Below are 21,970 nucleotides of genomic sequence, written 5' to 3' on the forward strand. Positions count from 1 at the left end.
AAGATCAAACGATGACGGTTGGCGAGGTGCGTTTGCGCGCCATCATCGAAACGTGGTGGCCCCGCATCCTCATCTTCGTGCCGGCGGCACTTTCCATCTGGTTCGTGAACCGAACCGGCACCTACCGTACCCTGCTGTTCGACGGCGGCTGGACGACTCGATTTTACGTCCTCGCCTGGATCGTCCTGACGGCGTATCTCGGCTGGCTCATCATGGCGACCGGACGCCTGGCATTCTCGCTGATCAAGCACGAGCCCACCCAGCGCGTCGATGAGTTCTTCGTCGGCGCGGCCGCGCTCATCTTGACGGGAGTTGGCCTCGGCGCTCTTTCGATCCTGTACCCGCAGATCGTTGTCGGATTTGCGGCCGTGCTGCTGCTGTGGGACAGCCGCAGCTTCGGAAAGCCGCGGAAACTCGCGGTGACCCTGCCGCTGGCCGCAACGTCGCTGATGGGCCTTTGGCTCCTGGCGACGGTGTTCCTCGATCGCGCCGTCATACCGGACGTGATTTCGACCGACGTTCAGCAGCTCTACGCCCCGTATCTTGCGGAGGTTGCGAGAAATCACAGCATCTGGCTTGCCGCCGACAATCCCATCTTCTCCGACTTCGAGATCGGCCACGGCAACGGGCTGCATCTGTTGTTGGCGACGTTCCTGCCGCCCCATGTCGCCCAGATCGTTTCGTTTCTCTACTTCGTCGGGATCGGCGCGGTCATTTTCGAGCTCGCCCGCCTCATTCTGCCGTTGCAAGCTCTCGGACGCCGCTGGGAAGACGCCGCGATTCCAATAGCCCTCGGTTTGGCGATCCTCGGGCTTGCGTGGCCCCGCACGATGCCGAGCGTCAAGGCTGGCCTCTACATCATGGAGTTCGGCAAGTACCATCTTCAGACGGCGGCATTCTTCGTCTATTTCCTGCTGGTCGTCATTCGATCGTCCCAAGCTCGCGACCGGCTTGCCGCCGGCATTTGCGGCCTTGCCGTCGCCGCCTCCTATCCGCTCTATGCAGCGTTCGTGTTCTTGATTTCGTCGCTGGGCGTATTCACCAAGGTCCTTCAGCGAGACCGATCTGGCCTCGTCACCAGCCTGTTGCTCGGATTGGGAGCGGTTGGCGGGTGCATCCTGGCCTTCTCCATCAATTATTTTTATCTCGGAATCCCAGCAACCAATCCGTACGCGCTCTTTCGAAAAATCGCATCAGTCGAGCGTTTCTCGCAGTTCGGCAGCCTGGAAATTCTTGATTTCTTCGTGCTGGCGCAGTCGCTGGAGGTCAGCGACTTCCTCAGCAAGGCGGGAGTGGTCGCCTTCATCAGGCAAGCCAAGTCCGTTCTCCTGGTTGCAACACTCATCGCGGCGACGACTTGTGCGATCTCTTTCCTCGATTCGAAGTTGTTTCCGGATCGCTCCGACTTCATGAAAAAGCGGACACTGCCCAGTGTTGCGGGACTTTTCATCGTGATCGCCTACGTCGCCAGCGTGCGGCTGCTGGACATGACGCTGAACATTCCGAGCCTGATCAGGCTATCCATTCACGTCAATGCGCTCTTCCCGCTCGCAGCCGCCGCGATCGCCTTCTGGGGGCTCGTCATCGTGCGGTGGCTGGCCCCGACCGTGTTCGTCGGGCGCTTTGCACCCAATGTCGCCGTTTTGGCGCTGCTCGCCGCCTGCGCCTGGATGACGACCTCGTATCCCTGGCAGAGCTTCAGGGACGACGGAGCCATCGCCTTTGCGGCCCGCGGGCGCTCTCTCATCGAGATGCCGCGTGTCAGCCTGAACTGGCAGCGCTGTGACGAACTGCAGCAATCGACGGGCTCCGATCGGATTCTCGCGCTGAACGGCTACCGCGCAATGGTGCCCTGCTATTTCTCGCCGCTGCTCACGCGAGGCAAGGTCATCCACACCTATCAGAGCGATGTCGCGCGCAACTTCAGCAAGATCGCACTTGGGACCGCCGATACAGCCGAAGCCACTCTTCGATCGCTCGGGGTCAAGCTGTTCTATGTTCAGAAGCAGAATTGCGATTTCTGGCTCAACGGTTTCTCCGACCTCTTTCAGAGCGCCGAGCTGGAGAAGCGGTTCGCCCTTCATAGCGAGACCCCGAACTACTGGATGCTGACGTGGAGGGATGGCGGTCAAACCTTGAGTCCCGAGGCCGAGGCCGGCATTTCTGCGCTCCGGACGAGATCGAAAGACATCTACCGGCAGGCCTACGGGATCGAGCCGTTCGAGGTGGTGAAGCACCGTCTGTCTCCCAACGGCCAACGAGCGGACGTCACGGTCCTCGGTCAGCTCATGACCTGCCACTAGGTTGTGCTTCGCACCGGTTCCGTCCATCTCGGCAAGAGGAAGGCCCGTAAACGAAGGCCACGGGGTACCAGCTCGAGGGTGTCGCCAGGCTTGTGAATAGCCCGCCCGGCGCAACTTAAGAATTGTGGCACGGCCTGCGGCGCTATATAGGCTTCAACTGCCGCGTATCGCCTGGGGCGCCGATGTTCCCGTGTTTTCCCGCAAAGAGTTAAAGCCGTGACCGACCATTGCCGCCTTTGCCATTCGACCAACCTGCGTCCGGTCATCGACCTCGGACTGATGCCGATTGCGCATCGGCTTCGGCACAGCCGAAACGAGCAGGATGAACGATATCCGTTCGAGGTGCTGGCTTGCGGCGATTGCGGCCTGCCCCAGATCGTCAAACCGATCGATCCCGACATTCTGTACCGCCAGTTCAACTACAATTTCAGCAGCTGGAAGCCGGAGCCGCATCAGGCGGACGAGCTCGACACCATCGCGAAATTCTCCAAGCACCAGTCCGTGTTCGAGATCGGATGCAACGACGGCCTGTTCATGGACAAGCTGCGCGAGCGCGGCACCAAGGTCATGGTCGGCGTCGAACCCAATCCGGTGTCGGGCAAGATCGCCCGCGAGCGCGGCATCAAGGTCTATGCCGACATGCTCAGCCCGGAGATGGCCCACGATGCTGTCGCTCAGTCCGGCAAGTTCGATCTCGTCATATCTCGCCAGGTGCTGGAGCACATCGTCGATTTCGAGAACTTCTTCGACTGCGTCAAGATCGCGCTCAGCGACGACGGGCTGCTGTTCATCGACGTGCCGGATTTCGCACCCGGCTCGGCAGTGGGCGACCTCTCCGTTCTCTGGGAGGAGCATGTCAGCTATTTCACCGAACCGACCCTGCTCACGCTGCTGGCGCGCCACGGCTTCGAGGCGGTGTCCGTCAAGAAATACAATTTCAGCGGCGGCAGCCTCGCGATCGCGGCCCGCCGTGCCAAGGGCACCGTGACGCCGCCGCCCGCGCCGTCCGGCGTCGGCGAGAAATTCGGTCAGCGCGCAAGAGAGTATGGCGCGCGTCTCCGCCCGATTCTCGCGAAGGCCCGCGCCAACGGCGCCGAGATTGCCATCTACGGCGCCGGCTGCCGCGCCTGCACCTTCACCAACGCCCACGAGCTGGCGGATCTCGTCGACCTCTCGGTCGACGACCAGAAGGAGCGCCAGGGGCTGTTCCTGCCCGGCACCGGCATTCCGATCCGCTCGCCCGAGGATCTCGCCGGCAAGTCGGGTCCGCTCGTCTGTCTCCTGGCCGTGAACGAGGAGAACGAGGCCAAGGTCAGCAGCCGGCTGCGCGAGAGCGTGAAGCGTCCGCTGCAGATCGTTTCGATCTTCGCGCCGAACGACATCTGGAGCGAGCTCGATCGTCTCGAGGCGGCCGCAGGGTCGCGGCATGGCTGAGGACAAGCTCTTCAACTATTACGAACGTCAGGATGTTCTGCCGACGTTCGGGAATTTCAAATCGTCCACCGAGCTCGAGGCCTATGCCAGCCAGCGGCGCGAGCTGTTCTCGGACAAGCTGGTGCTGCCGCCGCGGCTGTTCCGCGATGCCGATGTGCTCGAATTCGGTCCCGATTCCGGCGAGAACGCGCTGGTGTTTGCCGGTTGGGGCGCGAACATGACGCTCGCCGAGCCGAACCGGCATGCACACCCGAAGATCCAGGCCTACTTTGCACATTTCGGTCTGACCCAACGTCTCCGCGAGCTCGCACTCGCCGACGTCGAGGGCTTCAGCAGCGATCGCCGCTTCGACATCATCGATGCCGAGGGCTTCATCTACACGGTGCAGCCGAGCGAAAAATGGCTCGGCATCTTCCATCGGCTGCTCAATCCGGACGGTTACGCCGTCGTATCCTATTACGAGCGCTATGGCGGCTTCTTCGAGCTCGCGCTCAAGGCGATCCATGCGGCCGGCAAGGCATTGACCGGTCGCGCCCCGCTCGAAACCGCGAAGCTGCTTTTCGAGGCGAAGTGGGACAGCATTCCGCACACCCGCAGCTTCGAATCCTGGCTGATGGACGTGCTGGAAAATCCGTTCGTCCGGCATCGCTACTTTCTCGACGCGGCCACGTTGTGCGCGGCGGCGCATCAACAGGGGTTCGACGTTCATTCGGCATGGCCGGCCTACCGCGACAGCCTCGACATCTACTGGCACAAGAAAGTCCTGTCCGGCGATGAGAAGCTGCACCGCGCGACGCGCCATCTCGACCGCAGCCGCCTGAGCTTCCTCGGCGGACGAAAGCTCTATCTGGTCGGCAAGGCCGATGCCGTGCAGGCGATCTCGGCATCGATCGAGGCGCTCGTGCTCGACGTCGATGGTATGATCGACGATCCCTTTGGCGAGAGCCTGCCGCGCGTGATCGCGGGCCTTGCGTCGCTGCGCGAGACAATCCGGACCACAGACGTTCTCGCCGACGATGCCGCTGACATCGAAGCCATCATCGCGACGCTCGACAGCTTCCATCGCATCTTTGGCGCGATCGGGCGACGGGACGCGTCCGCAGTCACCGCCCTCACCCAGGCGGATCCGGCCTTCATCAACACGTGGGGACAGCCGGCGCATTTCCTCGTGATCCGGAAGCGCTAAAGGATCTTAGCCAGTGAAGCCAGGCATTGGCATCATCGGAACGGGCATGGTCGGCCAGATGTGCCACCTCGCCAATTTCGCTGCCAATCCCGCCTGCCGCGTCGTCGCGATCGCCGATCTCCGGCCGGACCTCGCTGCCGCCGCGGCGCAGAAGTTCGGCATCCCCCAGGTTTACGGCACGCACCGGGAGCTACTTGCGGACAGTGCGGTGTCCGCCGTCGTCGTCGTGACGAAGCGTCGTGCCACCGGCCCGATCGTCCTGGACGCGTTGAACAGCGGGCGGCACGTGCTGTCGGAAAAGCCGATGGCCTACACGACGGCCCAGGCCATTTCGCTGGTCGAAGCCGCGCGGCGGCAAAAACTCGTCTACAGCGTCGGCTACATGAAACGTCACGATGCCGGTGTGGCAAGGGCGCTGCAGGTGCTGACGCGCTTGCGCGAAGACCGGTCGCTCGGACGCATCGTCCGGGCAAAAGGCTGGTGCTTCGGCGGCGACACGGGCCGGTCGCACGACAATTTCGTGATGACCGGCGAAGCGCGACCGGACGGGATCGAACTCTGGCAGGATGGTCCCGACTGGATGCCGCGCGCGATGCGTCCCGGCTACGATAATTTTCTGAACGTCTTCAGCCATATCATCAATCTGGCGCGTTACCTGCTCGGATCGTCGCCGACGGTCGCCGAAAGCGCGATCGAGATTTCGGGAGCCGCGCGCATCACGCTCGACTTCGACGGCATCGCCTGCACGCTGGATCTCGTGAACGGCTCCGAGGGCAGCTGGCGCGAGGGGCTGACGATCGATTTCGAGCGCGGCGCGGTGACCCTGGAATTGCCGCCACCTTTCGCCGAGCAAGAGGCGGAGGTCACTATCGATCACGATGGTCAGAGCACTCGGCTGACGGGCGAAAAGAGCTGGGCATTTCGGCGCCAGGCGGACGCCTTCGTTTCCGACGTCGCCGCGCGAGGCGTCCCCTTGGCCTCCGGCGCGGATTCAGTGACCGACATCGCGCTTGCGGAGACGGTTTGGAAACAGCGGGCTAGCGGTTAGGCGCGGCATCCTTGCTTGCGCCCTCGAGCGGCAGGACACCCGCGATGGGCCCGAGCTTGATCGTCACCTGCGCAAGTTGAGCCAGGAACTCCCCAACATCGCAGCGCGCCAGGAACCGGCACGCATAGTACTTCCGCACCAAGGTCTGGTTCGGTGCGGCCACCGGGCCCGGCTGGAACGAAATCGTCGCCTGCGGCCCCGTCGGATCGAAATGATGGAATGCGCTTCCCGGAGCCGTCCGCGCCTCGTCCATTCCCCGCAGGATGTCGGGCCGCTCGGCCCGCAGTGCAAATCCGAAGAACGGCTGATTGCCCCAGGCAAGGCGCAGCATGCCGGTGACCTCGGCGAGGCCGAACGGCACATGCCGTGAGGGGTAGTCGAAAAAGCCATCATCGAGCGCATAGACCGTCGCCGCGGGCTGGGCGCGGCCGGCAAGGCTGCGCGTCAGGGCCTCCTGCTTCAGCGTTCTCGCCTGCATGAAGACGTAGTCGCTCCACAGCATGCCGATCGACATGATCAGGCCCGATCCAAATATGGCTGCAAAGGCGGTGCTGGGACTGGTCCAACGTTCGGCCAGCCGCTTGAATGCGAGAAACCCCAGCGCCGCAGGCACACCGAACATCAGCAGATGTCGGCTCTCGTAGAAATGCGTGGACGACGGCCGCAGGCCGGCGATCAGATAGGGCGACGACAATGCGAGGAACAAGACCACGGCGAGCACGAGCGGCAAGGCGATCGCAAGTCTGGACGTGGTCGGCTTCATGTCGGCGCGCAGCAGCAGCAAGACGATGCCGACGAGCACCGCCGCCAAAATGAACAGCCCCGGGACGGCGATCGCCGCGCGCAATGCGTGGGCCAGGACGTCCCTGTAGCCGGTGATGAAGAATGCCAACCATCCCTTCACCAACTCGCCGAGCGTCGGGAAATGGGCATCATAGTGCTGCGCGTACACGCCGATCCGCTTGAACCAGATATTGAGCGTGCCCCAGTAGATCAGAGGAAGCAGGATCAATTCCGGATAACCCACGGCGCAGCGCCAGGATGCGAGCCATGTGCGGCGAACCAAACCGTCCGTGGCCTTTCCGCCCTGCCATATCGCAACGAACAGACCAAGCAGCACGAAGGCATAGAGCACGATCGTCGAGTTGAGCGCGAAGCCCAGCAGGAACACGAGCGCACAGGCCACGCGAAGCAGCACGCGCCGCAGGCCGCGGGCGCTGAAAGCCAGCGTCAACAGCCATGCGCCGATGAACAGCAATCCGAAGCTGAAGACGTAGACCGCGTTCGCCTTGCCCGCCCACAGCTGATAGCCGGGATATGTCCAGACGATCAGCGCGAAACCGACTGCCTCGGCGCGGTCGAGCAGACCGAGACGCGTTGCGGTCAGGGCGAGCGATATTGCGCCGAAGACAATTCCAGCAATCGCCAGCGAGACCATCACGACAACGGGGGCGCCCGTCCAGTTCGCGAACGTGTCGTAGCTGTAAAAGATCGGATGACCGGCGCCGTTCAGCAGGAAATCGATGTTGATGAAATAGTCGGGACGCGGCTTGAGCACCAGCCAGTCGTCCATGAAGAGACCGTCGTTGAGGAGCATCGGCGCATGCGCAGCCAATAGCACCACGAGGAGGACGACTATCGCACGCAGCAATGGAGACATCTCGGACGGAGGAACGGCATCGCCGGCAGGATTCGCACGCCCACGTGACGTCCGCAAGGCGGGAGGATGGGCTCCCTTGACCGGAAAAATGCGACCTTTTATAGACTTTCGCTCTGGCTGGGCCAGAGAGGCGTCCGGGACGATTTTCCGCAATGAACATGCTCCCAGGCCCGGCGCAAGCCGCTGCGATTGGTCTCAGTGTCGCGCTGCCGCTGCTGTTGCTGTGCTACGCGCGCATCGCCGCCACCGGCGGATCCGGCCGCCGCTTCCGGCTAGGCTGCATCACCGTCTTGGCCCTTTACGCGATCGCCTGTCTCGCGCTTCCCGGTCAGCGCCGTTATGACGACGTGCTTGGCGGCCTGTTCCTGCTCGCGACCGCGATGATGTTTTTCTACATCCTGTTCAGCCTGCTGGCCTGGGGCTTTACGCTGACGCTGCTCACGGCACTCGTTAAAGCCGGGCGTCCCCTCACCCTGGAGCAATGGGCCGTAGCCTACATGCAGGGCGGAGATCTCGGCACCTTCACGCACAACCGCCTGAAGCTCCTGGTCGGCGCGGGGATGGTGATCACGGCCGACGGCAGGCTGGCTCCGACGGCCAAGGGGGTGGCGGTCGCGCGTCTCGTCAAATTCGTTCGTCTGTCGACGGGCCTTGGGTGAGCGGCCACGAATGTCCTTCGTTGTCGGATTTCTCGCCGCAGTGACTTTCGCCTTGTTGGCGCCTGCCTTGCAGCTCATGGCCCGCGCTCGCGGATGGTCGCTTGGCGCCGTGACCCTGCTTGCGATCGCCGCGATCCTCACCCATGGTCTCGGCGTGATGCTTGGAATCCTCGTCGTCCCGCAATTTCAGTATTGGGACGCCGCGTCGATTTTCGGTTTTTGCGTGATGGGTTACGTCTTCGCTTTTGGCGCAGTGTACAAATCCGTTTCCCTGGACATTCTGCTCAGCCTCATCGACCGGCCCGGGCGGAGGGCTCCGCTTTCGGAGATCGTCGAACGGCAGGTTCCAGATCTGTTCCAGGGACGAATTAGGAACTTGGTCGATGGCGGCCTGGTCGAACCGGTGGATTCACACTTCGCGGCGACTTCGGCGGGTCGGACTATGGCAGGCCGCGTCGGACAACTGCGCCGCGCCTTCGGTATCGGCGATACCAGCCTCTATGATTTTTCCGAATAGTTGCCGAGATCACACACATCGCCGGTTTCGTGCCGATTGTGCAGGGCATATCTGCGGGCCCCTTATTGTTCGCCTGGTTCAGATGACCTAGAGTTGCGCTAGGGTTCCACCAGTAAAGAGTGGCCGGCAACGGGCGGCATGAGATGACACCTTCCAGGGCGGCAAAACGGCTTACGATCGTCATCCCTGCACTGAATGAGCAGGACAAGATCGCCGACACCATTGACGGCGTGCTGCCGCTCGCCCGCGAACTCCTCGACGATTTCGAGATCTTCCTGATCGACGACGGCAGCACCGACGCCACCGGCGCGATCATGGACGAGTTCGCAGCCGGCGAGCGGCGCATCATCGTGCAACATAACGCCGAGCCGCGAGGCGTCGGTGCCGGCTTCGAATACGCCCTGTCGCGCGCGAAATTCGATGCCATCACGCTCATTCCCGGCGATCACGCCTTTCAGAACGAGGGTGTTGCCCGGATGTTCAAGGCGGCGGGCGCCGCCGACCTCGTCATCACCTATCGCGACAACCAGTCGGACCGCTCCGTCAACCGCTCGCTGCAGTCGCATTCGCTTCGGTTCATCCTGAACTGCCTGTTCGGCTTCTGGCTGTCCGACTATCACAGCATGATCGTCTACCCCGTGAAATGGCTGCGCCAGATCGCGGTCAAGGCCGACGGCTACGGCTATCAGATCTGCGCGTTGATCTCGCTGCTCCAGCTCGGCCTCACCTACGTCCAGGTGCCCGTGAGCCTGAACGCAGAGCTGAAGGGCTCGTCCCGTGCGCTGCGCCTGCGTACCTATTTCGAGCTCGGCGGCACCATCGTCTCGCTGCTGCGCCGCGTTCCCATCCGGGACGTCGATCTCAGCCAGATTCCTGACGACGCGGAGCGGGCCCCGGCGCGCTAGGCGCCGCCTGGCCTGCCAACCCCGGACATCAAGCGGATGGGCTCAGGCCTGGTGAGATGGGCTCGCGCGTGGCGATTCGCCCGCGGGACGCCTTGTCCCTATCCTGCCAGCACCTGACTTAAGTGATTGATTTGACTGGCAGGAGTGGCAGGGCTCGAACCTGCGACCCCCGGTTTTGGAGACCGGTGCTCTACCAATTGAGCTACACTCCTACAGACCTCGGGTCGCCCCAAGATCAGGGCCGCTTTCAAGCACAGGCGACGGCCGGTTTGCAAGGGTGAACCGCGCCCGCTTCGCTTGTTTGTACCGGGGTTTCTGGGCCACAGTCCGTTGCCGATATCAAAAACACACTGGGAGTACCCATGACCGCCACAGCGACCGCTCCAGCCGCCTCACAGGCCACGATCGCAGCCTCCACCCCGCCTTTGCCCGAGGCAAGGCCGGAGACGCTCGGGCTGTCGCGGCTGCGCCTGCAGGCCATGTCGGACGCCTTCAAGCGCGAGATCGACAAGGGAACGGTTCCCGGGGTCACCGTGCTGGTGGCGAGGGGCGGCCAGGTTGGCTGGTTCGAGGGGCTCGGCCGGCAGAGCCCGGCGGCCGCGGCGCCGATGACGCGGGATTCGATCTTCCGGATATTCTCGATGACCAAGCCGATCGTCTCGGTCGCCATCATGGCGCTGGTCGAGGACGGCTATCTCCTGCTCAGCGACGCCGTCGCAAAGTTCATCCCGGAATTTGCCGGCCAGCAGGTCGGCATCGTCAAGGACGGCAAGCTGGAGCTGGTGCCGCCGGCGCGGCCGATGACCGTGCAGGACCTGCTTCGCCACACCTCGGGCCTGACCTACGAGCATCAGGGCGACGGCCCCGTGCACAAGCTCTACCAGGAGTCCCGCGTCCGTAGCCGCAAGATCACCAACGCCGAGCACGCCGCCCTGGTGGCGAGCTTCCCGCTGGTTTGCCAGCCCGGCGCGGAATTCAACTACAGCCGCTCCACCGACATCCTCGGCCGCATCATCGAGGTCGTCAGCGGCAAGTCGCTCGGCACGTTCCTCACCGAACGCGTGCTCGCCCCGCTGCAGATGGCCGAGACCGGCTTCTCGACCTCGGAGGCCAATGCGGGCAGGCTCGCCGAGCCGTTCGCGGCCGATCCCTGGACCGGCGACAAGGTCGCGCTGTTCAACATGCACGAAGCACCGGTGATGGAGTCCGGCGGCGGCGGCCTGGTCTCGACCACGATGGACTATGCGCGCTTCTGCCTGATGCTGCGCAACGGCGGCACGCTCGACGGCACCAGGATCATCGGCCGCAAGACGCTGGAGCTGATGGCGTCCGATCATCTCGGGCCGCAGGTTCAGACCAACGGCACCCTGCTCTCGCCCGGCCACGGTTTCGGCCTCGGCTTCGCCGTGCGCCGCGAGGCCGGCATCGCGCCGTTCCCCGGCAGCGTCGGCCAGTATTTCTGGAGCGGCATCGCGGGGACGTTCTTCTGGATCGATCCGAAGGAGGATCTGTTCGCGGTGTTCATGAGCCAGGGGCCGGGACAGCGCGACTACACGCGAACGCTGGTGCGGGATCTGGTTTACGCGGCGGTGGAGTGAGACAGCGTCGCTTGAGTTGAATGATCAAGCGTCAAGCTCGGTGCAACCTCTCCCGCTTGCGGGGGAGGTCGGCACCAAGTGCCGGGTGGGGGCTCTCTCCTCTTGGGGGTCCTCGATTGTGGAGACACCCCTCCCCAACCCTCCCCCGCAAGCGGGAGAGGGAGCGCACCGTCACTCGCGGCCACACCGTGGCCTACAACGCTTCTCAACTAATCGTCGCGCCGCCGTCGATCACCATGGTCTGGCCGGTCATGAAGTCGCCGGCCTTGGACCCCAGGAACACCGCGGCACCGGCGATCTCGTCGGGGATGCCGATGCGCAGGAGCGGCGAGCGCGCGGTCGAGGCCTTCAGGTTCTCCGGATTGTCCCACAGCGCCTTGGCAAAATCGGTCTTGATCAGGCCGGGCGCGATGCAGTTCACGCGGATGTTGTCCTTGCCGTATTCGCAGGCGAGGTTGCGCGCGAGCTGCATGTCGGCGGCCTTGGAGATGGCGTAGGCGCCGAGGATGGTCGAGCCTTTCAACCCGCCGATCGAGGAGACGATGATGATGGAGCCGTCCTTGCGCTCGATCATCTGCGGCACCACCATCGAGATCAGCCAGTTGTTGGCGACGATGTTGTTGTCCAGGATCTTCCGGAACTGGTCGTCGGAGATGCCGGCGAGCGGACCGTAGTATGGGTTCGAAGCGGCGTTGCAGACCAGCACGTCGATCTTGCCGAAGGCGCGGTTGCTCTCGTCGACGAGGTTTTGCAAATTCTCCTTCGAGGAGATGTTGGCGGCGATCGCGACCGCGGTGCCCTTGCCGAACTTGTCGTTGATGCCCTTGGCCACCTGCTCGCAGACGTCGGCCTTGCGCGATGAGATCACGACCTTGGCGCCGTGCTCGGCCATGCGCTCGGCGATCGCAAGCCCAATGCCGCGCGTCGATCCGGTGATGACGGCGACTTTCCCCTTCATGTCGAACAAGGTCATGTTTCTCTCCCAGATTGATCTTTGTCTTCGTCTCCAGATTCCGGGCTCGATGCTGCGCATCGCCCCGGAATGACAGCTCAGTCAGGCCAGCTTCTTGACTTCCGGCCCCGCCGGCTGATGCATCGCCGCGTGCTCAGCATCCGCGATCCACGGCTGCTGGTTCACCATCGGTAGCCGCCAGACCTTGCGCTCGGGAGTGGCGAAATAATCCAGCCGCGTCACCGAGCAATTGTCGATGTCGAACGACAATCCCCGCTCCGGCTGGCCGTCGAGCGCGAGCCCCAGCGCCGCCTTGATGGTGCCGCCATGCGCGACCGCGATGATGTCCTGGCCTCCCGCCTCAGCGTTGATCCGCTCGATGGTGCGGCGCGTGCGGTTGTAGAGATCCATGAAGCTCTCGCCGCCGGGCGCGGGCTCGTTGATGTCGGCAAACCAGCTCGTGCCGACGGGTCGGCTGGCGACGAACTGGGCGCGGTTCATGCCCTGCCAGCGGCCGAGATTTTGCTCGGCGAGGTCCGCTTCCCATTTCATCGATTCAGGTCTTGGGAAGCCGGCCGCCCAGATCGCTTCCGCGGTCTGGTGCGTGCGCATCAGATTGCTCGAATACCAGACCGCCGCGCGTGGCAGCACCTTGGCAACAGCGTTGAACACATAGGTATCGCTGGTGTCGCAGGCGATGTCGCTTTGTCCGTAGATGTTGCCGCCGTCATTGCGCACCGGCGCGTGACGGACCCACCACCACCGTGTCATGACCACATTGGGCTTGTCTGCGCCTGCCATCGAAACCCTTCCATCCCGTTTGATGTCGCTGTACGTCAGGTGTGAACGTGTCTCAAGACACTTTTACCGTTTGAAATCTTGTTTGAAATTCCGTCGCGCGGCAAGCGTCGCGTGAGGCACCACAGGAGAGAAACGCATGGGCCGTCTGCAAGGCAAATCCGTCATCATCACCGGCGCCGGCAGCGGCATCGGTCGCGCCGCCGCGCTGCTGTTCACCCGGGAAGGCGCCAAGCTGATCGCGGTCGATCGCACCGAGGCGGTGAAGGAGACCGTCGACGAGGTGAAGAAGGCCGGCGGCGTCGCGGAAGCCATGATCGCGGACGCGGGCTCCGAGACGGACGTCATCGCCGTGATCGACAAGGCGGTGAAGACCCACGGGCGACTCGACGTGATCTGGGCCAATGCCGGCGTCAGCGGCGGGCTCGTCCCGCTCGGCGAGCAAACCGTAGAGCATTGGCAGGAGGTCTTGCGCGTCAATCTGATCGGCCCGTTCCTCGCCGTGAAGCACGCGATGCCGCACATGGTGAAGCAGCAGTCCGGCGCGATCGTGCTGACCGCGTCCGTCGCAGGCCTCAAGGCCGGTGCCAGCGGGCATCCCTATGCCGCAAGCAAGGCCGGCGTGATCAGCCTGGTGCAGACCACGGCGTATTCGCTCACCGGCACCGGCGTGCGCATCAACGCGGTGTGCCCGGGCCTGATCGAAACAGGCATGACAAAACCGATCTTCGACCGCGCCAAGGAGCGCGGCACCCAGGACAAGATCGGCCAGCTCAATCCGCTCAAGCGCCCCGGTCAACCGCACGAGCTCGCAGCGATGGGGTTGTTTTTGGCCAGCGACGAAGCCTCGTATGTGAACGGCCAGGCGTTCCCGGTCGACGGTGGCCTCACCGCGTCGATGCCGTATACGGGCAAGCCGGTTTAACTCTCGCGTGTCCCGGACGCGCTGCAGCGTTCTTACGCTGCTGCGCAGCGTCCAGCGCACGAGAGGCGAGTTTGGCAGCTCTCTCCACATCGTCATTGCGATGCTCCAGTGCAGATCCAGCCGCCGTGCCGTAGGGTGGGCAAAGGCGCATAGCAGCGCCGTGCCCACGATCTCCTCTCCATGAGCCACAGGGCGTGGGCACGCTGTGCTTTGCCCACCCTACGAGATCGAGATCGTGGCACGTAGCTCAAACCGCAGACACACCCTCGCATCCTCGCGGCTCATCTCGCCCGAGCTTTGCTTCATCTCTTCACCCTCAATTGAAAGAGGGCGCAGGGAAGACCGGGAGCCCGCTGGCACCCGAGGTCCACTGTGCGAAACCTGCGTGAACAAGAAGCTGCACAGCGGCATACAGGTGTAGCCAGGACATCCCGGCCTTCCCTGCGCAGTGGGCTTACGGCTTATGTCGCGCTCTCCCCGGGGAGCGTTGCACTATTGCCCCCGTCGCCTTGCGGATGGCTGGCGGATGCGTCCGGTTGGACGACACCCATCACCACAAGACTTGACGCACAGACCCCGGGCGTCAGGACCACACGATTTTGCCGTACGCTAGAATCACACCGGTCGTGTGCGCGACGCCATCGCTCACGGTTCCCCGCCCTGCGAAGCTGTTCGCGCCGATGTCACCTGCGTCCACCGCCACCCGGCCCGCGTTCGTGACGATCGCGATACGCCCCTCTTCCTTGGGCCGGGTTGCCGCGACACATACGCCATTTCCGAATTTCGGTAAAGTGGAATATTTTTGTCGCCGCGCGTTGACCCAGGGCTCGCGTGTTTTGCCCGCCGGGCAGCGCAAGATCTTGTAGCCCGGATGAAGCGCAGCGTAATCCGGGAGTCCTGTCACGAAGCACGAAGGCCCCGGATTGCGCTTCGCTCCATCCGGCTACGGGTTTGTGTTGATTTGCGCAATCAGCCACCGCGTTGGTATGGTTCCTGCAAGCACTGCAGCCTCCATACTCCCTGACAGAACGAGACAATGCCAAGCTCAAGACCCGACCGTATCCGCAAACTCCTCGCCGACCTCGTCGGCTTCGACACCGTCAGCGACCGCACCAACCTGCCCCTGATTGCCCATATCGAGAGCTACCTCGCCGCGTTCGGCGTCAAGGGCGAGCGCATCACCGACGTAACAGGGCAAAAGGCCTCGCTTTGGGTCTCGATCGGCCCTGAAGATCGCCCCGGTTTCGTGCTGTCAGGCCATACCGACGTCGTGCCGGTGGCGGGCCAGGACTGGAGCCACGATCCGTTCAGGCTGGTCGAGCGCGACGGCAAGCTCTACGGCCGCGGCACCACTGACATGAAGGGTTTTGTCGCGGTGTGCCTCGCCATGGTGCCGGAGATGCTGGAGGCCAAGCTCGCAACGCCAATTCATCTGGCGATCTCCTACGACGAGGAGATCGGCTGCGTCGGCGTGCGGCCGATGCTCGGCGAGGTCGCGAAGAAACGGATCATACCGCTCGGCGCCTTCATCGGCGAGCCAACCGAGATGAAGGTCATCATCGGCCACAAGGGCAAGCACGGCGTGCGCGCAACCTTCCGCGGCCTCGCCCGCCACTCCTCGATCGCGCCCGACGGCGTCAACGCGATCGAATATGCCGCCGAGCTGATCGTTGAGATCCGCCGCCGCGCCGTGGCGCTCGCAGCCGTGCGAGCGACCGACAGCCTCTACGACGTTCCGCATTCGACGCTGCTCACCAGCATCGTGCATGGCGGCGCGGCGCTGAACATCGTGCCTGATACCTGCACGGTGGATTTCGAATGCCGCGGAATCGGCATCACCGAGTCCAGGGAGGTGACGGATGCGATCGTCGCCTGGGCCAGGGCCGAGCTCGAGCCGGCGATGAAGGCGCGGCATCCGGAGTGCGGCATCGATTTCGAAGAGATCCTCGACTATCCCGCCCTCGACACCGCCGCCGACGCCGCCATCGTCACGCTCGCCAAGAGCCTTGCAGGGCGCAACGACCACGCCAAGGTCGCCTTCGGCACCGAGGCCAGCCTGTTCGCCAGCATGGCCGACATCCCATCCGTGGTGATCGGCCCGGGCTCGATCGCGCAGGCGCATACGCCGGATGAATTCGTGGAGATGGCGGAGCTGGAGAAGTGTGCGGGGTTCGTGGAGAGACTGATCGCGCATTGTGCGAAGGCGGCGTCGTAGGTGCCGTAGGGTGCGCAAAGCGAAGCGTGCCCACCATTAGGCTGCGATCACGGGGAGATCGTTGGCACAGCGCTGCGCGCTTTTGCCCACCCTACGAGAGCTGTCAGGGGACTTGTGGCCCGCCTCCTCGTCATTGCGAGGAGCCCTTGCGACGAAGCAATCCAGGCTGCCCCGCGGAAATGGTCTGGATTGCTTCGCTACGCTCGCAATGACGGAGTGTGTGGCGAGAGTGGCGCAAGAAAAAAGCGCGGCCACACCGACCGCGCCTTCGTCGTTCCTACACCGCGCCGGCCTTCTGCGCGTATTCCCATGAGGCCTGCGACAGCGGCACGGTGCGCTTGGCTGACTCCAGCGCCTTGGCGTTGGCGGCGGTGCCGTCGCGGACGCGGCCGGCGATGCCTTGGGTGATGCCGGCGAGACGGAACAGATTGTAGGCGAAGTACCAGTTGAGATCAGGCACCGTCATCTTGGTGACGTTGCAATAGATCTGCGCAGCTTCTTCCACGCTCGGGATGTTGAGCGCCTTGAGGTCCGCGCCCTGCAGGCCCGGCATGATCCACTGCATCAACAGGTAGGTGAAGTCGGCCATGGGATCGCCGAGCGTCGACAGCTCCCAGTCCAGCACGGCCTGTACGCGCGGTTCCGTCGCGTGGAAAATCATGTTGTCGAGACGATAGTCGCCATGGACGATCGAGACGCGGGCCTGCTCCGGCACCGTCTTGGGCAGCCATTCGGCGACCTTCTCGAACTCCGGAATGTGCTGCGTCTCTGACGCGCGATACTGCTTGGTCCAGCGGTCGATCTGGCGCGCGAAATAATTGCCGGGCTTGCCGAACTCGCCGAGCCCGATCGCCGTGGGATCGTACATGTGGAGCTTCGCCAGCGTCTCGATCTTGCTGGTGAAGATCTTGCGCCGCGCATCGCCATCCTGGCTCGGCAGTGTCGGATCCCAGAACACCCGGCCCTCCTCCATCGACATGATGTAGAAGGCCGCGCCGATGACGCTGTCGTCCTGGCACAGCGCATAGGCGTGCGCGACGGGAAAGCCCTGCTTGCCGAGCGCCGCGATCACCCGATATTCGCGATCGACCGCGTGCGCCGAGGGCAGTAATTTGCCGAACGGCTTGCGGCGCATCACGTAGGAACGGTTCGGCGTGTTCAGCCGGTAGGTCGGATTGGACTGGCCGCCCCTGAACTGGAGCACGACCAGCGGCCCCTGATAGCCTTCGACGTTGTCGCGCATCCAGGCTTCGAGCCGCATCTCGTCGAAGCGATGACGCTCCTCGACCGGCTTGGTGCCCGAGAACTCTTCGTCTTTCCTGACGCCGTCAGCCACGATGACGCTCCCTCTTCAGTCCTGACCATTTCAGGTCGAGCATGATCCTAATCGGTAACCGCTGACGCACTTGCGTCAAGCGGTCACCGCATCATGCCCTGCCGTTTCTTCAGATCGGGAGCGCCTCCCGGCTCTCCCTCTTAGTGACCGGGAGAGTTTGCATACTTCCGAACCTCAAGTCTGGCAATGGCGCGATTGTGCACCTCGTCCGGACCGTCGGCGAGACGGAGCGTGCGGATGTGGGCGTAGTCCTTGGCAAGGCCCGCCTCGTCCGAGACACCGGCGCCGCCGAAAGCCTGGATCGCCTCGTCGATGATCTTCAGCGCCATGTTGGGCGCTGCGACCTTGATCATGGCGATCTCGGCCTGCGCGGTCTTGTTGCCGACCTTGTCCATCATGTCGGCGGCCTTGAGGCAGAGCAGGCGCGTCATCTCGATATTGGTGCGGGCATCGCCGATGCGCTGCTCCCACACGCTGTGCTCGACAATCTTCTTGCCGAAGGCGCTGCGCGAGGACAGGCGCTTCACCATCTTCTCAAGCGCCTCCTCGGCCTTGCCGATGGTGCGCATGCAGTGATGGATGCGGCCCGGGCCGAGCCGGCCCTGCGCGATCTCGAAGCCACGGCCTTCGCCGAGCAGGATGTTCTCTTTCGGCACCCTGACGTTCTCCAGCAACACCTGGGCATGGCCGTGCGGCGCGTCGTCGAAGCCGAACACGGGCAACATCTTCTCGACCTTGATGCCGGGCGTGTCGAGCGGAACCAGGATCTGCGACTGCTGTTGATGCTTGGCCGCCTTGAAATCGGTCTTGCCCATCAGGATCGCGATCTTGCAGCGGGGATCGCCGACGCCGGACGACCACCATTTGCGGCCATTGATGACGTAATGATCGCCATCCTTCTCGATGCGGGTTTCGATGTTGGTTGCGTCCGAGGAGGCCACCGCCGGTTCCGTCATCAGGAAGGCGGAGCGGATCTCGCCGTCCATCAGCGGGCGCAGCCATTTGCGCTTCTGCTCCTTGGAGCCGTAGCGGATGAACACTTCCATGTTGCCGGTGTCGGGCGCGGAACAGTTGAACACTTCCGAGGCCCAGGTGATGCGGCCCATCTCTTCCGACAGCAGCGCGTATTCCAGATTGGTCAGTCCCGCGCCGCGGAATTCGTCGTCCTCATGCTCGCTCGGCGGCATGAACATGTTCCAGAGGCCTTCGGCCTTCGCCTTCTTCTTGAGGTCCTCGAGGATCGGGATCACCTTCCAGCGCTCGCCGGCATGATCCTGCTGGTCATAGATCGGCACCGCCGGGCGCACGTGCTTGGCCATGAAGGACCGCACGCGGTCGAGCCATTCCTTCTGCTTGGGGGACAGATCGAAATCCATGGGACGCTCCTCGTCTCTCTTCTGCGAAGCTGTTTGCCTCGCGAGCCTGTTTTGCGCCGGACCGTCCGGCCCGCAAGCGCACAGCTTGCGGGCGCTTCGGAACCGGCTTCGCGAGTTGCGAACGAGTCCCGATTGCGATTGACATCTCCGGCCTTCAAACGATAGTTTCATACAACTGTTTGAATTGCAACTCCCTCCCCTCCGGGACATCCATGGCCAGCGATCATACGAGATCTGCCATTCTCGCCGCCGCCGAACGGCTCTACGCCGATCGCGGCTTCGGCGACGTGACGCTGCGCGACATCGTCGCGGAGGCGGGCGTCAACCTCGCGGCGGTGAACTATCATTTCGGCTCGAAGGATGAGCTGATCGCGGAATTATTCGTCACCCGCTCGATCGCCACCAACCGCGAGCGCCTGCGCGAATTGAAGGCGGCGGAAGAGCAAGGCGGCGGCCGTGCACCGATCGAGGTGATCTTGCACGCGCTGGTCGGGCCGACCTTGCGCGGCTGCCTCGGGCCTGAGAACCAGCGCTCGACCGCAGCGCGCTTCATGATCCGCGCCTCGATCGAATCCGTGCCGCCGATCCGCCGCATCAAGAACCGCGAGATCGACCATTTGCGCAAATTCGCCGGCGCGATGCGCCGTGCCCTGCCCGACCGCAGCGACGTCGATATCTACTGGGGCCTCAACTTCGCGCTCGCGATGGCGCACCACACCATCCGCGAGAGCGAGCGGCTGACAAAACTGTCGGAAGGCAAATGCGACCTCGACGACGTCGAGGACGTGGTCGCGCGCGTGGTCAGCGTGGCCACGATGGCGCTGACGGCGGGACGGGCGGAGACGAAGGCACCGGCGCGGGTCGCGGCGCGGTAGTCCCTCACATCATCGCGATGCAGTCGATCTCGACGTCGAAGGGGCCGAACCATTCCGGCGTGCAGACGAAGATCCGCGCCGGCGGATCTTCAGGGAAATAGCGTGCATAGATGGCGTTGAACGCGGCGAAATGTTTCGTCGAGGTACAGTAGACGTTGCACTTCATGACGTTGTCGAGCGAGGCACCGGCCGTCTGGAGGCACAGCTTCATCTGCTCCATGACGATCTCGCTCTGCCGCTCGATCGGCATTTGCACGATCTCGCCCGTCTCCGGGTCGAACGGCGGCAGGCCCGAGACGAAGATCATGTTGCCGGCGCGCGTCACCGGCGAGACCGGTGCGTTGCGGCGGTCGAGAAAGGTCGAGATCGGTTCGACGCGGAGCGCTTCGCGTTTCATGCAGCCACCTTCGGTTCAAGCGAGACCGACGCCGGACTACATCATCCTGCAGCCGGCATGCTTCGCTTCTAATCGAAGTGTGGTTGTCGCGACGGGTTCAGGCCCGCTGCGGCATCTCCTCGGCCTCTTCCTTGGCGAGCAGCAGCAGCATCTCGATGCCCATCTCGCCTTCCTGCGGCGAGCGGATGAACTTGATCTCCTCGGCACTCTGCCGCAGTGCGGCAACGATGGCGACGGCCTGATTGGCGGTGGCCGCCTCGGTCGCCAGAATTGCCTTCTGGTCCTTGGCCTGGAACCCGATCGTGTAGGACATCCATTTCCCTCCCGACGTTAGTGGAGAGATCGAAACAGAGTCTGGCGCGGAACGGAAGCCTGTGAGACTACGGACCGGAACTATCTGGGGATGGCGCGCAAGCCTCAGGCAAGCCCGAGCATCGCGCGCGCGTCCTCTGCGGCCGCCGCTTTGCTGCGAACCACCCTCTCCCACGAGGGAAGAGGGTAAGAGCGCACGCTGCTTCTGCTGAGTTAGATGATCCCCTGCTGCTTCAGCGTCTCGATTTTGGCCGCATCGTAGCCGAGCTTGCCGCCGAGGACCTCCTGCGTGTGCTCACCAAGCAGCGGCGGGGCGCGATATTCGGTGATGGGGGTGCCCGAAAGAGTCAGCGCGTTTCGGATCAGCGAGAGTTCCGGTTCGAACTTGTGCTCGGTCTTCACCCGCATGCCGCGCGACTGGACGTGCGGATCGGAAAACACCTGCTCGAAATTGTTGATCGGACCCGAGGGCACGCCGGCCTCCTCCAGCTTTTCCAGCCAGTAGGCCACCGGCTGCTTCAGGAACAGGCCGGCGAAGATCGCCATGATCTCCTTGCCGTGCGTGACGCGGTCGTTGTTCTTGACGAAGCGCGGATCGCTCGCAAGCTCGGGTTCGCCGAGCACGGCGCAGGTCTTCCGGAACTGGCCGTCATTGCCGACCACCAGCATCAGCTCGCCATCGGTGCAGCGGAACACGCCGGCCGGCATGCCGCCATTGCCCCAGGTGCCGCGTCGCGGCGGCGTCTTGCCGTTGACGAGATAGATCTGCAGCCAGTGCGACAACGACGCGATGACGGTGTCGAACAGGCAGACGTCGATGTGCTGGCCCTGCCCATCATTGGCGTCGCGATGGTAGAGCGCCGAGAGAATCCCGATCGAGGTGTTCATGCCGGTCATGTAGTCGACAATGGAGGGACCGACCTTCATCGGGCCCTCGCCCGGCTCGCCATCCATGTGGCCGGTGACGCTCATCAGGCCGCCCATCGCCTGCAGGATGGCGTCATAGCCGGCGCGCGGCGCGTACGGTCCGGTCTGGCCGAAGCCGGTCACCGAGCAATAGATGATGCCGGGGTTGATCGCCTTGATGGTCTCGTAGTCGAGGCCGTAGCGCTTGAGATCGCCGACCTTGTAGTTCTCCATGAAGACGTCGACGTCCTTGGCGAGCTCGCGGATGATCGCCTGGCCCTCGGGCTTGGCGATGTTGACGGTGACCGACTTCTTGTTGCGGTTGGCGCAGAGATAGAAGGAATTGTTGTTGTTGGCCTTGCCCTCGGGATCGCTGAGATAGGGCGGGCCGAAGGCGCGCGCGTCGTCGCCGGTGCCCGGCCGCTCGATCTTGATCACCTCGGCGCCGAGATCGCCCAGCATCTGGGCCGACAAAGGCCCGGCAAGCACGCGCGTGAGGTCAAGGATCTTGATGCCTGAAAGCGGCAGGGCCGACATGTCGATTTCCTCCGGGGAACTGAATCTTAGA

20 protein-coding genes and 1 tRNA gene are annotated in these 21,970 nt (G+C 63.6%); 11 read left to right on the top strand and 10 right to left on the bottom strand.

Translation table 11 applies throughout. The annotated features are described in order from the left end of the window. Positions 1-11: 11 nt before the first annotated feature. From BM190_RS26100 to BM190_RS26115, 4 genes are all read left to right on the top strand, one after another. Positions 12-2,303, top strand: coding sequence for a hypothetical protein (locus BM190_RS26100; RefSeq protein ID WP_244550734.1), 2,292 nt, complete (start codon positions 12-14; stop codon positions 2,301-2,303). 216 nt (positions 2,304-2,519) lie between these two features. Continuing rightward, complete coding sequence (locus tag BM190_RS26105; protein WP_092260253.1) at positions 2,520-3,737, top strand: class I SAM-dependent methyltransferase; 1,218 nt, start codon at positions 2,520-2,522, stop codon at positions 3,735-3,737. Continuing rightward, on the top strand, positions 3,730-4,923 hold the full coding sequence (locus BM190_RS26110; RefSeq protein WP_092260255.1) for a class I SAM-dependent methyltransferase: 1,194 nt from the start codon (positions 3,730-3,732) through the stop codon (positions 4,921-4,923). Before BM190_RS26105 ends, BM190_RS26110 begins: the two co-directional genes overlap by 8 nt. Positions 4,924-4,936: 13 nt before the next feature. Then, positions 4,937-5,971 carry a Gfo/Idh/MocA family protein gene (locus BM190_RS26115; protein ID WP_092260257.1) on the top strand — a complete coding sequence of 345 codons (1,035 nt, stop codon included), beginning with the start codon at positions 4,937-4,939 and terminating at the stop codon, positions 5,969-5,971. On the opposite strand, the gene BM190_RS26120 is transcribed toward BM190_RS26115, so the two are convergent. Further along, positions 5,961-7,631: a hypothetical protein gene (locus BM190_RS26120; protein ID WP_092260259.1), complete on the bottom strand. Its 1,671-nt coding sequence runs from the start codon at positions 7,629-7,631 to the stop codon at positions 5,961-5,963. The two genes, BM190_RS26115 and BM190_RS26120, sit on opposite strands and share 11 nt — an antisense overlap. A 152-nt stretch (positions 7,632-7,783) precedes the next feature. On the opposite strand from BM190_RS26120, the gene BM190_RS26125 reads away from it, so the two are divergent. From BM190_RS26125 to BM190_RS26135, 3 genes are all read left to right on the top strand, one after another. Then, entirely contained in the window at positions 7,784-8,290 is a 507-nt protein-coding gene (locus BM190_RS26125) for a hypothetical protein (protein ID WP_092260261.1), read from the top strand. Positions 8,291-8,300: 10 nt separating this feature from the next. Further along, positions 8,301-8,807 (top strand): hypothetical protein, encoded by a 507-nt coding sequence (locus BM190_RS26130; RefSeq protein WP_092260263.1) that lies wholly within the window; start codon positions 8,301-8,303, stop codon positions 8,805-8,807. Positions 8,808-8,950: 143 nt separating this feature from the next. After that, on the top strand, positions 8,951-9,712 hold the full coding sequence (locus tag BM190_RS26135; protein WP_092260403.1) for a glycosyltransferase family 2 protein: 762 nt from the start codon (positions 8,951-8,953) through the stop codon (positions 9,710-9,712). Between the two features lie 136 nt (positions 9,713-9,848). On the opposite strand, the gene BM190_RS26140 is transcribed toward BM190_RS26135, so the two are convergent. Then, a tRNA-Trp gene (locus BM190_RS26140) sits at positions 9,849-9,924 on the bottom strand. Positions 9,925-10,074: 150 nt separating this feature from the next. Between BM190_RS26140 and BM190_RS26145 the strand changes: the two genes are divergently transcribed. Continuing rightward, on the top strand, positions 10,075-11,310 hold the full coding sequence (locus BM190_RS26145; protein WP_092260265.1) for a serine hydrolase domain-containing protein: 1,236 nt from the start codon (positions 10,075-10,077) through the stop codon (positions 11,308-11,310). Positions 11,311-11,515: 205 nt separating this feature from the next. Here the strand turns inward: BM190_RS26145 and BM190_RS26150 are convergent, their stop codons facing one another. Then, entirely contained in the window at positions 11,516-12,283 is a 768-nt protein-coding gene (locus tag BM190_RS26150) for an SDR family NAD(P)-dependent oxidoreductase (protein WP_092260267.1), read from the bottom strand. A gap of 81 nt (positions 12,284-12,364) precedes the next feature. Then, the gene (locus tag BM190_RS26155; protein ID WP_092260269.1) at positions 12,365-13,063 is read right to left on the bottom strand and encodes a histidine phosphatase family protein; all 699 of its coding nucleotides are present in this window, start codon (positions 13,061-13,063) and stop codon (positions 12,365-12,367) included. Positions 13,064-13,199: 136 nt separating this feature from the next. Between BM190_RS26155 and BM190_RS26160 the strand changes: the two genes are divergently transcribed. Then, positions 13,200-13,985 (top strand): SDR family NAD(P)-dependent oxidoreductase, encoded by a 786-nt coding sequence (locus BM190_RS26160; protein WP_018322223.1) that lies wholly within the window; start codon positions 13,200-13,202, stop codon positions 13,983-13,985. A 583-nt stretch (positions 13,986-14,568) separates the two neighbouring features. Here BM190_RS26160 and BM190_RS41215 read toward each other — a convergent pair. Further along, positions 14,569-14,889 (bottom strand): hypothetical protein, encoded by a 321-nt coding sequence (locus tag BM190_RS41215; RefSeq protein ID WP_244550736.1) that lies wholly within the window; start codon positions 14,887-14,889, stop codon positions 14,569-14,571. A 132-nt stretch (positions 14,890-15,021) separates the two neighbouring features. On the opposite strand from BM190_RS41215, the gene argE reads away from it, so the two are divergent. Next, the gene (gene argE, locus BM190_RS26170) at positions 15,022-16,200 is read left to right on the top strand and encodes an acetylornithine deacetylase (protein ID WP_092260271.1); all 1,179 of its coding nucleotides are present in this window, start codon (positions 15,022-15,024) and stop codon (positions 16,198-16,200) included. A gap of 277 nt (positions 16,201-16,477) precedes the next feature. Here argE and BM190_RS26175 read toward each other — a convergent pair whose 3' ends face one another. Together BM190_RS26175 and BM190_RS26180 are read right to left on the bottom strand one after the other, a co-directional pair. Further along, entirely contained in the window at positions 16,478-17,536 is a 1,059-nt protein-coding gene (locus BM190_RS26175; protein WP_092260273.1) for a phosphotransferase family protein, read from the bottom strand. A gap of 140 nt (positions 17,537-17,676) precedes the next feature. After that, positions 17,677-18,912, bottom strand: coding sequence for an acyl-CoA dehydrogenase family protein (locus BM190_RS26180; RefSeq protein ID WP_018322220.1), 1,236 nt, complete (start codon positions 18,910-18,912; stop codon positions 17,677-17,679). A 212-nt stretch (positions 18,913-19,124) separates the two neighbouring features. On the opposite strand from BM190_RS26180, the gene BM190_RS26185 reads away from it, so the two are divergent. Continuing rightward, positions 19,125-19,787: a TetR/AcrR family transcriptional regulator gene (locus BM190_RS26185; RefSeq protein ID WP_092260275.1), complete on the top strand. Its 663-nt coding sequence runs from the start codon at positions 19,125-19,127 to the stop codon at positions 19,785-19,787. Between the two features lie 4 nt (positions 19,788-19,791). Here BM190_RS26185 and BM190_RS26190 read toward each other — a convergent pair whose 3' ends face one another. From BM190_RS26190 to BM190_RS26200, 3 genes are all read right to left on the bottom strand, one after another. Then, positions 19,792-20,184 (bottom strand): RidA family protein, encoded by a 393-nt coding sequence (locus BM190_RS26190; protein ID WP_092260277.1) that lies wholly within the window; start codon positions 20,182-20,184, stop codon positions 19,792-19,794. 97 nt (positions 20,185-20,281) lie between these two features. Beyond that, positions 20,282-20,497 (bottom strand): hypothetical protein, encoded by a 216-nt coding sequence (locus BM190_RS26195; protein WP_018322217.1) that lies wholly within the window; start codon positions 20,495-20,497, stop codon positions 20,282-20,284. A 212-nt stretch (positions 20,498-20,709) separates the two neighbouring features. Continuing rightward, positions 20,710-21,939: a CaiB/BaiF CoA transferase family protein gene (locus BM190_RS26200; RefSeq protein ID WP_092260279.1), complete on the bottom strand. Its 1,230-nt coding sequence runs from the start codon at positions 21,937-21,939 to the stop codon at positions 20,710-20,712. Positions 21,940-21,970: the final 31 nt, after the last annotated feature.

The organism is Bradyrhizobium sp. Rc3b, from assembly GCF_900114915.1.
In the GTDB taxonomy this organism is placed as follows: Bacteria; Pseudomonadota; Alphaproteobacteria; order Rhizobiales; family Xanthobacteraceae; genus Bradyrhizobium.

Coding starts and splice junctions, on each gene's coding strand:
- BM190_RS26100 (WP_244550734.1), top strand. CDS start 12: ATGACGGTTGGCGAGGTGCGTTTGCGCGCCATCATCGAAACGTGGTGG.
- BM190_RS26110 (WP_092260255.1), top strand. CDS start 3,730: ATGGCTGAGGACAAGCTCTTCAACTATTACGAACGTCAGGATGTTCTG.
- BM190_RS26120 (WP_092260259.1), bottom strand. CDS start 7,631: ATGTCTCCATTGCTGCGTGCGATAGTCGTCCTCCTCGTGGTGCTATTG.
- BM190_RS26125 (WP_092260261.1), top strand. CDS start 7,784: ATGAACATGCTCCCAGGCCCGGCGCAAGCCGCTGCGATTGGTCTCAGT.
- BM190_RS26130 (WP_092260263.1), top strand. CDS start 8,301: ATGTCCTTCGTTGTCGGATTTCTCGCCGCAGTGACTTTCGCCTTGTTG.
- BM190_RS26135 (WP_092260403.1), top strand. CDS start 8,951: ATGACACCTTCCAGGGCGGCAAAACGGCTTACGATCGTCATCCCTGCA.
- BM190_RS26145 (WP_092260265.1), top strand. CDS start 10,075: ATGACCGCCACAGCGACCGCTCCAGCCGCCTCACAGGCCACGATCGCA.
- BM190_RS26150 (WP_092260267.1), bottom strand. CDS start 12,283: ATGACCTTGTTCGACATGAAGGGGAAAGTCGCCGTCATCACCGGATCG.
- BM190_RS26155 (WP_092260269.1), bottom strand. CDS start 13,063: ATGGCAGGCGCAGACAAGCCCAATGTGGTCATGACACGGTGGTGGTGG.
- BM190_RS26160 (WP_018322223.1), top strand. CDS start 13,200: ATGGGCCGTCTGCAAGGCAAATCCGTCATCATCACCGGCGCCGGCAGC.
- argE (WP_092260271.1), top strand. CDS start 15,022: ATGCCAAGCTCAAGACCCGACCGTATCCGCAAACTCCTCGCCGACCTC.
- BM190_RS26180 (WP_018322220.1), bottom strand. CDS start 18,912: ATGGATTTCGATCTGTCCCCCAAGCAGAAGGAATGGCTCGACCGCGTG.
- BM190_RS26185 (WP_092260275.1), top strand. CDS start 19,125: ATGGCCAGCGATCATACGAGATCTGCCATTCTCGCCGCCGCCGAACGG.
- BM190_RS26190 (WP_092260277.1), bottom strand. CDS start 20,184: ATGAAACGCGAAGCGCTCCGCGTCGAACCGATCTCGACCTTTCTCGAC.
- BM190_RS26195 (WP_018322217.1), bottom strand. CDS start 20,497: ATGTCCTACACGATCGGGTTCCAGGCCAAGGACCAGAAGGCAATTCTG.
- BM190_RS26200 (WP_092260279.1), bottom strand. CDS start 21,939: ATGTCGGCCCTGCCGCTTTCAGGCATCAAGATCCTTGACCTCACGCGC.